At 70.1% G+C, this 13,570-nt stretch carries 11 protein-coding genes and 2 pseudogenes; 8 read left to right on the forward strand and 5 right to left on the reverse strand.

The genetic code is table 11. The features are described from left to right. Positions 1 to 93 precede the first annotated feature (93 nt). Positions 94 to 2,331 carry an NADP-dependent isocitrate dehydrogenase gene (locus tag BKK79_RS30295; protein ID WP_071039687.1) on the forward strand — a complete coding sequence of 746 codons (2,238 nt, stop codon included), beginning with the start codon at positions 94 to 96 and terminating at the stop codon, positions 2,329 to 2,331. Positions 2,332 to 2,498: 167 nt separating this feature from the next. On the opposite strand, the gene BKK79_RS30300 is transcribed toward BKK79_RS30295, so the two are convergent. Together BKK79_RS30300 and BKK79_RS40700 are read right to left on the reverse strand one after the other, a co-directional pair. After that, positions 2,499 to 3,752 (reverse strand): MFS transporter, encoded by a 1,254-nt coding sequence (locus BKK79_RS30300; protein ID WP_071039688.1) that lies wholly within the window; start codon positions 3,750 to 3,752, stop codon positions 2,499 to 2,501. After that, positions 3,749 to 3,919 (reverse strand): annotated as a pseudogene (locus tag BKK79_RS40700) (serine hydrolase); the annotation flags it as partial. The gene BKK79_RS30300 and the pseudogene BKK79_RS40700, both read right to left, overlap by 4 nt. A 295-nt stretch (positions 3,920 to 4,214) precedes the next feature. Between BKK79_RS40700 and BKK79_RS30310 the strand changes: the two are divergent. Next, the gene (locus BKK79_RS30310) at positions 4,215 to 5,219 is read left to right on the forward strand and encodes a LysR family transcriptional regulator (protein ID WP_071039690.1); all 1,005 of its coding nucleotides are present in this window, start codon (positions 4,215 to 4,217) and stop codon (positions 5,217 to 5,219) included. Here BKK79_RS30310 and fabV read toward each other — a convergent pair. Then, on the reverse strand, positions 5,185 to 6,375 hold the full coding sequence (gene fabV, locus BKK79_RS30315) for an enoyl-ACP reductase FabV (RefSeq protein ID WP_071039691.1): 1,191 nt from the start codon (positions 6,373 to 6,375) through the stop codon (positions 5,185 to 5,187). The two genes, BKK79_RS30310 and fabV, sit on opposite strands and share 35 nt — an antisense overlap. Before the next feature lie 334 nt (positions 6,376 to 6,709). On the opposite strand from fabV, the pseudogene BKK79_RS30320 reads away from it, so the two are divergent. Further along, positions 6,710 to 7,186, forward strand: a pseudogene (locus tag BKK79_RS30320) (NuoB/complex I 20 kDa subunit family protein); the annotation flags it as partial. A gap of 17 nt (positions 7,187 to 7,203) precedes the next feature. Beyond that, positions 7,204 to 8,031, forward strand: coding sequence for a helix-turn-helix domain-containing protein (locus tag BKK79_RS30325; protein ID WP_071039692.1), 828 nt, complete (start codon positions 7,204 to 7,206; stop codon positions 8,029 to 8,031). On the opposite strand, the gene BKK79_RS30330 is transcribed toward BKK79_RS30325, so the two are convergent. Further along, positions 7,995 to 8,987 carry a LysR family transcriptional regulator gene (locus BKK79_RS30330; protein ID WP_071021277.1) on the reverse strand — a complete coding sequence of 331 codons (993 nt, stop codon included), beginning with the start codon at positions 8,985 to 8,987 and terminating at the stop codon, positions 7,995 to 7,997. The genes BKK79_RS30325 and BKK79_RS30330 overlap by 37 nt on opposite strands. A gap of 213 nt (positions 8,988 to 9,200) precedes the next feature. Here BKK79_RS30330 and BKK79_RS30335 point away from each other — a divergent pair, with 213 nt between their 5' ends. The 3 genes from BKK79_RS30335 to BKK79_RS30345 all read left to right on the forward strand — a co-directional run bounded on the left by BKK79_RS30335 (position 9,201) and on the right by BKK79_RS30345 (position 11,500). Further along, positions 9,201 to 9,860 carry an HAD family hydrolase gene (locus BKK79_RS30335; protein WP_071040454.1) on the forward strand — a complete coding sequence of 220 codons (660 nt, stop codon included), beginning with the start codon at positions 9,201 to 9,203 and terminating at the stop codon, positions 9,858 to 9,860. 94 nt (positions 9,861 to 9,954) lie between these two features. Further along, the gene (locus BKK79_RS30340; protein WP_071040456.1) at positions 9,955 to 11,100 is read left to right on the forward strand and encodes a DSD1 family PLP-dependent enzyme; all 1,146 of its coding nucleotides are present in this window, start codon (positions 9,955 to 9,957) and stop codon (positions 11,098 to 11,100) included. Further along, positions 11,090 to 11,500: a RidA family protein gene (locus BKK79_RS30345; protein WP_071021274.1), complete on the forward strand. Its 411-nt coding sequence runs from the start codon at positions 11,090 to 11,092 to the stop codon at positions 11,498 to 11,500. The genes BKK79_RS30340 and BKK79_RS30345 overlap by 11 nt, the downstream gene beginning before the upstream one ends. An 86-nt stretch (positions 11,501 to 11,586) precedes the next feature. Here the strand turns inward: BKK79_RS30345 and BKK79_RS30350 are convergent, their stop codons facing one another. After that, entirely contained in the window at positions 11,587 to 12,408 is an 822-nt protein-coding gene (locus BKK79_RS30350) for a MetQ/NlpA family ABC transporter substrate-binding protein (RefSeq protein ID WP_071021271.1), read from the reverse strand. Positions 12,409 to 12,762: 354 nt separating this feature from the next. Here BKK79_RS30350 and BKK79_RS30355 point away from each other — a divergent pair, with 354 nt between their 5' ends. Continuing rightward, a complete protein-coding gene (locus BKK79_RS30355) occupies positions 12,763 to 13,545 on the forward strand; it encodes an HAD-IIB family hydrolase (RefSeq protein ID WP_071040458.1) in 783 nt (260 codons plus the stop codon). Positions 13,546 to 13,570: the final 25 nt, after the last annotated feature.

Consider the following 13,570-nt stretch of genomic DNA (forward strand, 5'->3'; position numbering starts at 1 on the left):
GAAAGCAAAATCAGGCAAAATCCCGGATTTACTTGTCCGACTGCGATCCAGCCGGCGGGGCTTTTCCCTTAGATCCAGACCTTGAGGTAAGCAATGAGTGACCAGCAACCGACCATCATTTACACGCTGACCGACGAAGCACCCTTGCTGGCGACCAGTGCCTTCCTGCCGATCATCCGCACCTTCACGGCACCGGCCGGCATCAACGTCGCCACCAGCGACATCTCGCTGGCCGGCCGTATCCTGGGCGAGTTCCCCGAACTCCTGACCGAAGAGCAGCGCGTCCCCGACAACCTGGCCGAACTCGGCCGCATGACCCTGCTGCCGGACACCAACATCATCAAGCTGCCGAACATCAGCGCATCGGTGGCCCAGCTGAAGGCCGCGGTCAAGGAACTGCAGGGCAAGGGCTACCAGCTGCCGGACGTGCCGGACGAGCCCAAGAACGACGAAGAGAAGGCACTCAAGGCGCGCTACTCGAAGTGCCTGGGCTCGGCGGTGAACCCGGTCCTGCGCGAAGGCAACTCCGACCGCCGCGCGCCGGCGGCGGTGAAGAACTACGCCAAGAAGCATCCGCATTCGATGGGCGAGTGGAAGCAATGGTCGCGCACCCATGTCTCGCACATGGAGCACGGTGACTTCTACCATGGCGAGAAGTCGCTGACGCTGGACCGCGCGCGCGATGTCAAGATGGAGCTGGTCACCAAGAGCGGCAAGGCCATCGTGCTCAAGCCGAAGGTCGCCTTGCTGAACGGCGAGATCATCGACTCGATGTTCATGAGCAAGAAGGCGCTGTGCGAGTTCTACGAGCAGCAGCTCGAGGACTGCCGCCAGGCCGGCATCCTGTTCTCGCTGCACGTCAAGGCGACCATGATGAAGGTCTCGCACCCGATCGTGTTCGGCCACTGCGTCAAGATCTACTACAAGGAAGCCTTCGAGAAGCACGGCAAGCTGTTCGACGAGCTGGGCATCAACGTCAACAACGGCATGGTCGATCTCTACGAGAAGATCAAGACCCTGCCGGAGTCCAAGCACGAAGAGATCATCCGCGACCTGCACGCCTGCCAGGAGCACCGCCCGGCGCTGGCCATGGTCGATTCGGCCAAGGGCATCACCAACTTCCACTCGCCCAACGACGTGATCGTGGATGCCTCCATGCCCGCGATGATCCGCCAGGGCGGCAAGATGTGGGGCGCCGACGGCAAGCCCTATGACTGCAAGGCCGTGATGCCCGAGTCGACCTTCGCCCGCATCTACCAGGAGATGATCAGCTTCTGCAAGTGGCACGGCAACTTCGACCCGCGCACCATGGGCACGGTGCCGAACGTCGGCCTGATGGCGCAGAAGGCCGAGGAGTACGGTTCGCACGACAAGACCTTCGAGATCCCCGAAGACGGCGTCGCCAACATCACCGACCTGGCCACCGGCGAAGTGCTGCTGTCGCAGAACGTCGAGGCGGGTGACATCTGGCGCATGTGCCAGGTCAAGGACGCGCCGATCCGCGACTGGGTCAAGCTGGCCGTCACGCGCGCGCGCAACTCGGGCATGCCGGCGGTGTTCTGGCTCGACTCGTACCGTCCGCATGAGAACGAGCTGATCAAGAAGGTCGAAGCCTACCTGAAGGACCACGACACCAGCGGCCTGGATACCCAGATCATGTCGCAGGTGCGCGCGATGCGCTACACGCTGGAACGCGTGGCACGCGGCCTGGACACCATCTCGGTGACCGGCAACATCCTGCGCGACTACCTGACCGACCTGTTCCCGATCATGGAACTGGGCACCAGCGCCAAGATGCTGTCGATCGTGCCGCTGATGGCCGGTGGCGGCATGTACGAAACCGGCGCCGGCGGTTCGGCGCCCAAGCACGTGCAGCAGCTGGTCGAGGAGAACCACCTGCGCTGGGATTCGCTGGGCGAGTTCCTGGCCCTGGCGGTGTCGCTGGAAGAGCTGGGCATCAAGAACGACAACGCCCGCGCCAAGATCCTGGCCAAGACCCTGGACGAAGCCACCGGCAAGCTGCTGGACCTCAACAAGTCGCCGTCGCGCCGCACCGGTGAGCTGGACAACCGTGGCAGCCAGTTCTACCTGGCCATGTACTGGGCCCAGGCACTGGCCGCGCAGACCGAGGACGCCGAGCTGGCGGCCAAGTTCGCCGAGCTGGCCAAGACGCTGACCGCCAACGAGAAGACCATCGTCGGCGAGCTGTCCGACGTGCAGGGCAAGCCGGCGGACATCGGCGGCTACTACATGCCCGATGCCGCCAAGCTGGAAGGCGTGATGCGCCCCAGCAAGACGCTGAACAACGCGCTGGCGGCCGTTTCGGCCTGAGGCAGCGTGCCGGCGGCCCGTCCCCCAAGCCGGGGCGGGCCGTCCACGTGACGCGTTTCGAGCGGAACGCCGCAGCCTGATGGGCTGCGGCGTTTTTTTTCGGGCGGCGCTGGACCTCGTTCGGCCGGCCTTGCCGGCCCCGGCCGGACCGCGGCGGCGGCCTGCCGTCAGGCAGGATGGCGGCCGTCGGTGGCATCGGCGGCAGGCTGCTGCCGGCGCCGGTACGTGCCCAGCCCCAGCATGACGCTGGCCAGCGCGCAGGCGGCAAACAGCCAGCCGCTCCAGATGGCGCCGTCCATGCCGGCGGCGGCGATCATCCGGCCTCCTGCCGCCGCGCCCAGCACCACGCCCAGGTTGGCGGCCGAGATGAACAGGCTGGTGGCGAACTCCGGCGCCTCGGGCGCGGCCGCGGCCATCCAGGTCTGGCTGACCACCAGTCCGCTGGTATGCGCGGCGCCCCACAGCAGGCATAGCGGCACCATGATGGCGGCGTGCGGCGAGCCGAAGCCGTGCAGCGCCGCATAGGCGAGCGCCAGCAGGACGGGATGCAGCAGCACGGTAAGGTTGCGGCGGCGCTCCAGCCAGCGGCCGGCCACCAGGTTGCCGAGCACGCCGCCGGCGCCGAACACCAGCAGCAGCATGCCGATGGCCTCGCCGCCCAGCCCGGTCGCGCGGGCCAGGTATTCCGCCGCATAGCTGTACACGGAGAACATGGCGGCGAACAGGCTCACCGTGGTCGCGCCGGCGAGCCACAGGCCGGGCTTGCGCAGGATGCGCAGCGGCGCCGGTGCGCGCGCCGCCGGTGCCGCCTGGGGAGACGGCGAGGACGGCGACGGCGGAGCGGGCGCGGCGGACGGCAGGGCGCGCCAGATGCCGGCGGCGGCCACCAGGTTCACCACGGCGCAGCACAGGAACGAGGCTTCGTAGGAAAAGCGCGCGGCCACCCAGGTGGTCAGCGGCACGCCGAGCACCAGGCCCATGCTGGTGCCGACGAAGGCCATCGCGGTGGCATGCGCCGCGCGTGCCGGCGGGTAGAGCGAGATGGCGGCGGCGAAGGCGACGGCGAAGAAGACCGGGTGCAGCAGTGCGGCCGGCACGCGCAGCGCCATCAGGCTGCCCAGGTCCGGCGCCCAGGCCGATAGCGCGCTGCACAGGCTGAAGGCCAGCAGCGCGCCGGCCAGCACGCGGCGCCGGTCGAAGCGCGACAGCCACAGCACCATGGCCGGCCCCAGCACCGCGACCAGCGCGGCAAAGACGCCTACCAGCGCGCCTGCCTGCGCCACCGTGACGCCATAACGCGCCATGATCGCCGGCAGGATACCGACCACGCCGAACTCGACGGTATAGAGGCCGAACAGGCCGAGGGCGATGAAGAAGAGCGGGCGCCCGGGTGCCGGTGGCGTGTTCAGGTGCGAACTCATGCCCGTACCTCCGCGGTGGCATCGACGGCATCGCGCAGGTCCGTGGCGAAGCGTCCCGACCTGCCCTCGTACAGGGTGCTGGTCAAGGCCGCCACGCTCAGGCCGCGCGCGCGGTCGACGAACCACGGATGGCCATCGGCGCCGCCCCAGCGCCAGCTGCCCGCTGCGCCGATGCGCGCGGACAGGTCGCGGCCCGCCGCCGCGATGGGGGCGGAGGCGGGCCGGGAGGGCGGGGCGGTGGCAATGGAGAGAGAGTCGGGGCGGTGCGGCATCGGCGTTTCCTTGTGTCGGTTCACGATGCCGCCACGATAGAAAGCCGGTGACTAAAGAAAAAGTCGGGTAGAGTTCCTGGCTCTGCGGACAAAAGTGTCCGCAATCGGTGTCAATCAACCGGCATAATCAATATCGATCGATGCTGCAGGTGGCCGTCCGGTGCGGCCTCGCAGCCGGCAAGGCGGGAGCATGGACGAGCGCAGCGACAACCTCAAGGACAGCCTGGGCGGCTTCGCGGTCTTCGTGCAGGTGGCCGAGGCGCGCAGCTTCGTGGTGGCGGGCAGGCAGCTGGGCGTGTCGGCCTCGGCGGTGGGCAAGAGCGTGGCGCGCCTGGAGGAGAAGCTGGGGGTGCGGCTGTTCCATCGCAGCACGCGCAGCATCACGCTGACGGCCGAAGGCGCGCTCTTCCTGGAGCGCTGCCGCCGCATCCTGGCGGAGATCGAGGCGGCCGAGCTGGAACTGTCGCATGCCACCGCCGCGCCGCGCGGGCGCCTGCGCGTGAGCCTGCCGCTGGTCAGTTCGCTGATGCTGCCGGTACTGGCCGGCTTCATGCGGGAGTACCCCGAAGTCCAGCTCGACCTGGACTTCACCGACCGCATGGTGGATGTGATCGAGGAGGGTTTCGATGCCGTGGTGCGCACCGGCGAGCCGGCCGATTCGCGGCTGGCGGCGCGCACCCTGGGCAGCTTCCGGCAACTGCTGGTGGCCTCGCCCGCCTACCTGCGCGAGCACGGCGAACCCAGGCACCCGCAGGACCTGCTGCGGCACCGCTGCCTGCAATACCGCTTTCCCAATTCCGGCAAGCTGGAGATCTGGCCGTGGCGGCCGGGTGTGCCCGCGCAGGAGCTGCAGCTGCCCGCCACCATGATCTGCAACAACATCGAGACGCGGCTGTGCTTCGCGCTCCAGGGCCTGGGCATCGCCTCCCTGCCGGAGTTCGCCATGCGCGAGCCGCTCGCCGACGGCCGCCTGCGCACCGTGCTGGACGAATATGTGGCCGGCAGCGGCACCTTCCGCGTGCTGTGGCCGGCCAGCCGCCAGCCGGCGCCCAAGCTGCGCGCCTTCATCGACTTCCTGAGCGCGCATGTGTTTCCCGTGGCGCCGCCGCCAGCGCCGGCCACGCCGCGGCGGCGGGCCGGGGGCAGGGCGCGGGCGCGCCTCAGGCCAGGTGCGGGATCGCCACCTCGGGATTGACGTCGGCCTCGTAGTCCACGCCGGCCATGGCGAAGCCGAACAGGCGCAGGAACTCGGTCTTGTAGCCGGCGAAATCGGTCAGCGTATACAGGTTGTCGTCGCGCACCGCGTTCCACAGTTGCTGCACCTGCGCCTGCACGTCGGCGGCCAGCTCCTTGTCATCGGCGCGCAGGCGGCCCTCCTCGTCCAGCAGAGGCTGGCTGCCGTACAGGCTGTCCTTGAGCAGGCGGTAGACCTGCTCGATGCAGCCTTCGTGCGTGCCCTTTTCCTTCATCACCTTGAACAGCAGCGACAGGTAGAGCGGCATCATGGGGATGGCCGAGCTGGCCTGCGTGACCACCGCCTTGAGCACTGCCACGCGCGCGTCGCCGCCGCGCGGGGCTAGGCGGGCGCGGATGCCGAGCACCTTCTGGTCGAGGTCCTTCTTGGCCGCGCCGATGGAGCCGTTCCAGTAGATGTCGTGGGTGATCTGCTCGCCCAGGTAGGTGAAGGCCGTGGTCTTGGCGCCGTCGGCCAGCACGCCGGCCTCGTCGAGCGCGTCGATCCACATCTGCCAGTCCTCGCCACCCATGACCGCCACGGTGTCGTCGATTTCCTGCTGGGTGGCCGGCTCCAGCACGGTCTCCTTGACCACCTCCTTGTCGGTGTCGATGCCGCGCAGGGTGACGGACTTGCCCACCGGCTTGAGGGTGGAGCTGTAGACGGTGCCGGTCTTCGGATGGGTGCGGCGCGGCGACGCCAGGCTGTAGACCACCAGGTCGACCTGGCCGAGATCGCGGCGGATCAGCTCGATGGTCTGCTGCTTGATCTCGTCGGAGAAGGCATCGCCGTTGATGCTCTTGGCATAGCGGCCCTCGGCGGTGGCGAACTTGTCGAAGGCGGCGGTGTTGTACCAGCCGGCCGTGCCGGGCTTGCCCGCGCTGCCGGCGCGCTCGAAGAACACGCCGAGCGTGTCGGCGCCGCAGCCGAAGGCCGCCGTGATGCGCGCGGCCAGGCCGTAGCCGGTCGATGCGCCGATCACCAGGACCCTCTTCGGGCCGCCGGCGATGGGGCCGCTCGCCTTGACGTAGGCGATCTGTTCCTGCACGTTGGCCTCGCAGCCGACGGGGTGGGTGCTCACGCAGATGAAGCCGCGTACGCGGGGTTTGATGATCATGGAAGCCTCGCTAGTCGCTTGTTGGGTACTGCGCCAGCGGCATGCCGGCGAAAAAACCCGTGCATTGTAAAGGAGGCCGGCCCTGGCCCCGTCGTCAGGGCCAGGCGAGGCCGCGCGCAGCCCCGGCTCGCCCGTGGCGCGCATGTCGCTTCGATACAAGCCGGCGGCGGCCGCACCCGCTACCGTATCGCCATGACCGCGCCTGGTCCGCCGGGCCGGATTCTCCGCATTCCTCTCACGCATAGCCATGGCCGATCCTGCTGCTTCTTCCTCCGCTTCTCCCTCCGCTTCTCCTGCCGCTTCCCCTGCTGCTTCCTCGCCCTTTTCCCTCGAACGCGATGGCTTCGTGCTGACCCGCCTCGACGGCGTGCTCGCCGCCGCGCAGCGCAACAGCCTGTGGTACCTGTCCTTCGGGCTGGCCTGCTGCGCGGTCGAGATGATGCATGCCGCCAGCGCCCGCTATGATATGGACCGCTTCGGCATGATTCCGCGTGCCTCGCCGCGCCACTGCGACCTGATGATCGTGGCGGGCACACTGACCAACAAGATGGCGCCGGCCATGCGCAAGGTCTATGACCAGATGGCCGAGCCGCGCTATGTGCTTTCGATGGGATCCTGCGCCAATGGTGGCGGCTACTATCACTACAGCTATTCGGTGGTGCGCGGATGCGACCGCATCGTCCCGGTCGACGTCTACGTGCCGGGCTGCCCGCCGACGGCGGAGGCCTTGCTCTATGGACTGCTGCAACTGCAACGCAAGGTGGGCCGGCGGGCGGCTGGCGGCGCGCCCGCGGCGCTGGCGCGCCGCTGAGTGCCGGGACGGGCGGCATGGCTGAGGCCGATCGCCTGCTGGCACCCCGGTCCGCGCTGCGCGGCCTGGTGAGCGGCATCTTCACGGAGGCCGGGCGCCACGGCCCGATGCTGTTCCCGGCCACGCCGAGCCCGTCGCTGACCGTCTTCCTCTGCGGCGCCTCGATCCACGAGGACGGCCGGGCCTTCGCGTACAGCTTGCTGGCCGGCCCGCAGGGGCGGGCGCGCTGGGCGAGCATGCTGCCGGGCACCGCCTTCGTCACCGCCCTGTTCCGTCCGGGGGCGCTGCCGCGCGTGCTGGTGCCGGGCGGCCTGCCAGAGATGGACGAGGCGGGCGAACTGGCCGCCTTCCTGCCGCAGGCCGAAGCGGATGCGCTGGTGCAGGCGGTGCGGCGGCACGGCACCATGGCCGGCGCGGTGGCGGCGCTGGAGGATTGGCTGCTGGCGCGCACGGCACGCCCGCCACGCCGGCGCGGCGGCGACCTGTGGCTGCCGCCCGCGGCCATCGCCATGCCGATCGCCGCGGTGGCGGCCGGCACGGGCCGCAGCCCGCGCCAGGCGGAACGCCTGTTCCGCCAGACCTTCGGCGCCTCCCAGCGGGAACTGCGTGCCTTGCTGCGTTATGGCCGCATGCTCGGGGGTCTGCTCGCCGGCACGGCGACGCACGGCCTGGGCGCGGCGGCGCTGGATTGCGGGTACTACGACCAGGCACAGATGGCGCGCGACATGCGCCGCTTCGCCGGGCTCTCGGCGCGCGAGGTGGCGGCCGCCGCGCGCGGCGGCGGCGGGCCGGCGTTGTCGATGTTCCGCTACGGCGAAGGGGAGCGCCGCCTGCTGCTGGGCTGAGCGCGCCGCGGCGCGGCCTGGCCGGGCCGGACGGCGGTCGCTGCCTCGAAGAAGGCCAGCAGCGCGCGCACGCGCGCGGTGCGGCCACGCCGGCCCGGCACCAGCAGCATCACCGGGGCGCTGTCGAACTGCCAGCCGGGCAGCACGCGCACCAGGGTGCCGGCCGCGATCGCTTCGCTCACATCCCATTCCGATCGCAGCACCAGTCCCAGTCCGGCCTCCGCCCAGGCGCGCGCGACCGCGCCGTCGTTGGTGGTGTAGGCGGGCGCAATGCGTAACGCCTGGCGTGGTGCGGCGCGCGTGCGCCTGGCCGCGGCCGCCGCCTTCCCATCCGGTGGCGCCAGCCGGTAGTGCCAGAGCGTGTTGTCCTCGTCGTTCTCGCGGATGCAGATGCAGGCGTGCGCCAGCAGGTCGCGCGGCTCAGCCGGCGTGCCGTGCGCGCGCAGGTAGGCCGGGCTCGCGCACAGCCAGCGTTCGTTCGCTGCCAGCGTGCGCGCGATCCAGGAGGAATCGCGCACCTTGCCGACGTGGATCACCGCGTCGGAGTCGTGGCGGTCCGGCCAGGGCGTCTCGCGCAGGTCGAGCTGCAGGCGCAGGCCCGGATGCTGGCGCGCGAACTGCGCCAGCAGCGGCGCCACATGCCGCCGCCCGTAGCCGAACGGCGCGGCGATGCGCAGCGTGCCGGTCAGGCGCTGGTCTTCGCGCTGGAACGATTCCGGCAGCGCCTCGAGCTGCGCCAGCAGCGCGGCGCCTTGCTCGGCGAAGCGCTCGCCTTCCGGCGTGAGGCTCAGGCGGCGCGCGGTCCGGGTCGCCAGCGTCAGCCCCAGGGTGGCTTCCAGCTTGCGCAGCCGGATCGACAACGCCGGCGGCGTCACATTGAGCGCGCGCGCCGCGGCGCTGAGCGATGGCGCTTGCGCCAGGGCTTCGACCAGGCGCAGGTCCTCGATCTGGATCATTAAGCTGGGTTTAACGATTGATGTTCCTGCATTTAACCACGCAACGATGGGAGCTTCCTACACTGTGGTCCGTCCGCGGCGCACCGCCAGCGCGGCGCTGCGAGGTCGAGTGGCGGGGCGCCCGGGCATTGCGGCGGGCCCTGCCGGGACGACCGCAGCCACAAGCAAGACCACGACCATAACCACAGCCACAGGCACGACCGCATGGACTCCATGGAAACTCTCGCTCAACCGCAGGCGCCGGCGTGGCCGCGCGCCGTCCTGTTCGACCTGCTCACGGCCCTGCTCGACTCCTGGACCGTGTGGAATGCCGCCGCCGGTTCCGTGGCGCAGGGCAGGGCGTGGCGCGCGGCCTACCTGCGCCGCACCTATGGCTGCGGCGCCTATGTGGGCTATGAGCAGCTCGTGCGCGAAGCCGCCGCCGAGGTCGGCCTGCCCGCTGCGGCGCCGCTGGCGCTGGAAGCCGCCTGGGACACGCTGACGCCGTGGGATGGCGCGCGTGAACTGCTGCAGGCCCTGCGCCCGCACTGCCGGCTGGCGGTCGTCACCAACTGCTCGGAGCGCCTGGGGCAGCGTGCCGCCACGCGCCTCGGCATCGACTGGGACACGGTCGTCACCTCGGAGACGGCCGGCTTCTACAAGCCCGACCCGCGTCCCTACCGGCTCGCGCTGCAGCGTCTCGGCGTGGTGGCGCACCAGGCGGCCTTCGTCGCCGGCTCCGGCTACGACCTGTTCGGCACCGCCGCCGTCGGCCTGCGCACCTTCTGGCACAACCGCGTCGGCCTGGCCCTGCCGGAGGGCGCGCCCGCGCCCGCGGCGCAGGCGGCCACGCTGGCGCCGGCGCTGGCCTGGCTGCGCGGCGGGCAGGACTGATCGTCCCGCCACCTGATTGCCGCCGAGGCATCTCCCCGGCACCCGCCACACGATTCCCGTCATTCCCATCACCAACATGGTCAACACAGACGATATGGACCCGCTCCCGGCCTCGCTGGCCCAGGCCGAGACACCCGCCGCGGTGATCGACCTGGACCGCATGCAGCACAACATCTCCCGCATGCAGCAGCGCATGGACGCGCTGGGCGTGGCCTTCCGGCCCCACGCCAAGACCAGCAAGTGCATCCCCGTGGTGCAGGCGCAGATCGCCGCCGGCGCGCGTGGCATCACGGTCTCGACGCTGAAGGAGGCCGAGCACTTCTTCGCCGCGGGCATTGCCGACATCCTCTACGCGGTCGGCATGGTGCCCGGCAAGCTGGCGCAGGCGCTGGCGCTGCGGCGCCAGGGCTGCGACCTGAAGATCCTGTGCGACAGCGTGGCCTCGGCGGAGGCCATCGTGGCCTGCGGCGCGGCGCATGGCGAGGCTTTCGAGGTGTGGATCGAGATCGACTCGGACGGCCACCGCTCCGGCATCCGCGCCGACGAGCCCGCACTGCTGCAGGTGGCGCGCGTGCTGCACGAGGGCGGCGCGCGCCTGGGCGGCGTGATGACGCACGCCGGCTCCAGCTACGACCTCGATACGCCGGCGGCGCTGGCGGCCATGGCCGAGCAGGAGCGCGCCGCCTGCGTGCTGGCTGCGCAGCGGCTGCGCGCGGCCGGGCTGCCGTGCCCGGTGGTCAGCGTCGGCTCCACGCCGACGGCCTTGTCGGCAAGCCAGCTCGACGGCGTGACCGAGGTGCGCGCGGGGGTCTATGTCTTCTTCGATCTCGTCATGCGCAATATCGGCGTCTGCCGCGAGCAGGACATCGCGCTGAGCGTGCTGACCACGGTGATCGGCCACCAGCCGGAGAAGGGCTGGGCCATCGTCGACGCCGGCTGGATGGCGATGAGCCGCGACCGCGGCACGCAGAAGCAGAAGCAGGACTTCGGCTATGGCCAGGTGTGCGACGCCGCCGGCCAGGTGCTGGAAGGCTATACGCTGGTCGGGGCGAACCAGGAGCACGGCATCCTGGCGCGCAGCGGCGAGCCCGACCGCGATATCGCCGCGCGCTTCCCGCTCGGCACGGTACTGCGCATCCTGCCCAACCATGCCTGCGCCACCGGGGCGCAGTTCCCCACCTACCGCGCCTGCCGCGCGGACGGCACCACCGAACGCTGGGAGCGCGTCCATGGCTGGTGAGCACGACTCCAAGACTCCGCAGCCGTCGCTGCCGCCGCCTGGCGGCCACTACAGCCACGCGGTACGCGCCAACGGCTTCGTCTTCGTCTCGGGGCAGCTGCCGATCACGCCGGACGGGTGCAAACTGGGCGATGCCCCGTTCGAGGTCCAGGCGCGCCAGGTGCTGGCCAATGTGGCGGCGGCCCTGCGGCAGGCCGGCAGCGACGTCGGCCTGCTGGTGCAGGTGCGCGTCTATCTCGACGATGTCGCCAACTGGTCGGCGTTCAATGCGATCTATGCGGATTGGGCTGGCGCGGCAAGGCCGGCGCGCGCCGTGGTGCCGACCGGCCCGCTGCACTTCGGCCTCAAGGTCGAGGTGGAAGCGGTGGCCTTGGCCGGGCCGGAGCCGGGCGCGAGCTGAGGGGAGTGGCGGCGATTGCCGCGGATGACCGCGGCAGATGAAAAAAGCCCGCGCCGGAGCGCGGGCTTTCTTCCCATCCTGGCCGCTCAGCGCTGGTACGCGGGCGGCAGGAAGCCGGCGAAGCGCTGTTGCGTCACGGTCTTGAACTCGGCCGATTGGTACGCCGCGCGGATGTCCTTGACGTAGGGCTTGTTCAGGTCGGCCGTACGCACCGCCACCAGGTTCATGTAGTAGTCGGGGATCTTTTCCAGCGACAGGGCCTCGGTCAGCTTGAGGCCGGAGGCCAGCGCGAAGTTGCCGTTGACGAAGGCGTAGTCGACGTCATCGAGCGAGCGCGGCAACTGCGCCGCTTCGAGCTGGATCAACTTGAGCTTGTGCGGGTTGCCTTCGATGTCACGCTCGCTGGCGCGGATCGGATCGGTGCCGGCCTTCAGCGTGATCCAGCCGAACTGCTGCAGCATGGCGATCGCACGCGCCAGGTTGGTCGGGTCGTTGGGCAGCGACACGCTGGCGCCGCTCTTCACCTCGCCCAGCGACTTGTGCTTGCGGCTGTAGATGCCGATCGGCGCGGTCGGTACCTGGACCACGTCGGAGAGCTGCAGCTTGCGGTCGGCGGAGAACTTCTTCAGGTAAGCCACGTGCTGGAAGGCATTGGCGTCGATGGCGCTGTCGGCCAGCGCCAGGTTCGGCTGCACGTAGTCGCTGAACTCGACGATGGTGACCTTGTAGCCCTGCTTTTCCAGGATGGGCTTGATGCCGTAGCGGATCTGGTCCGAGTACGGGCCGGCGGTGGCGCCGAAGCGGATTTCCTTCTTGTCCGGATCGGCCGCGCCCGCCGTGTGCATGATGCCCAGTGCGCCGATTGCCAGTGCCGCGGCCACGAGCCGTTTTGCGATGCCGGATGCCATATGCTGCTGCTCCCCTGAATGTTCTGTCTGGATGTTGGACGGCGGCGGGTGCCGCTCGGGTCGGGCCATTGTAGGGGCGCCCCGGTGCACGGGAAACGAGTAATTCATCATGCCCATATGCCGTGGGTGCATAAGGGCGGGACGGCATACCCTTATGGCGAATCGATGGTTGGCCGGCGCCTGCCGGGCCCGTATGATGAAACCGTCTCCTCCTCGCCATCCAGGCTGGGATTGCGGCCCGCCGGGCGGATGCCTCGAGCGGGCCTTTTCTTTGGCGCCCGCTTTTCCGCCGCGAACGGCCGGGGCTCCGGCGTTCCTGCCGATGCCGCCCCTGACCGAATGCATGCCACGACCATGAACCCGCTTGAAGATGCCGCGCCCGGTGCGCTGGCCGCAGTGCGCTATGTGCTGACCGACATGGACGACACCCTGACCTTCCACGGCCGGCTTGCCGCCGCCACCTACGGCGCGCTGGAGCGCCTGCAGGCAGCGGGCATCCGCGTGATTCCCGTCACCGCCGCGCCGGCAGGGTGGTGCGACCAGATGGCGCGCATGTGGCCGGTCGATGCCGTGATCGGCGAGAACGGCGGGTTGTGCTTCGCGCGCGGGCCGGACGGCGACCTGGTGCGCCACTACTGGCTGGAGGCGGCGCAGCGGCAGGCCGCCGACGCGGCCCTGGACAGCGTGCGCCGGCGCGCGCTGGCGGCGCTGCCGCAGGCACGCGTGGCGAGCGACCAGCCGTTCCGCCAGACCGGGCTGGCCTTTGCCAGGCCTGCCGACGCGGACCAGGTGGCGCGCCTGCGTGGCTTCTTCGCCGAGGCGGGGGCCGACTCGACCGTCAATTCGCTGTGGGTGCTGGGCTGGCTGGGAGGGTATGACAAGCTGGCCATGGCGCGGCGCAGCCTCGGCCTGCTGTACGGCGTCGACCTGGATGCGGTGCGCACCCAGGTGATGTATGTCGGCGATTCGACCAACGATGCGCCGATGTTCTCGTTCTTCGCACACACCGTGGGCGTGAGCACGGTGGTGGACTATCTCGACACGCTGCCGGTGCCCCCGCGCTGGATCACGCGGGGTCCGGGCGGCGCCGGCTTCGTCGAGGCCGCCGAGGCGGTGCTGCGCGACGCGGCGCGCTAGCGCTGCCCCGGGGCCCGGCGCCGCG

Source organism: Cupriavidus sp. USMAA2-4 (assembly GCF_001854305.1).
GTDB lineage: Bacteria > Pseudomonadota > Gammaproteobacteria > Burkholderiales > Burkholderiaceae > Cupriavidus > Cupriavidus malaysiensis.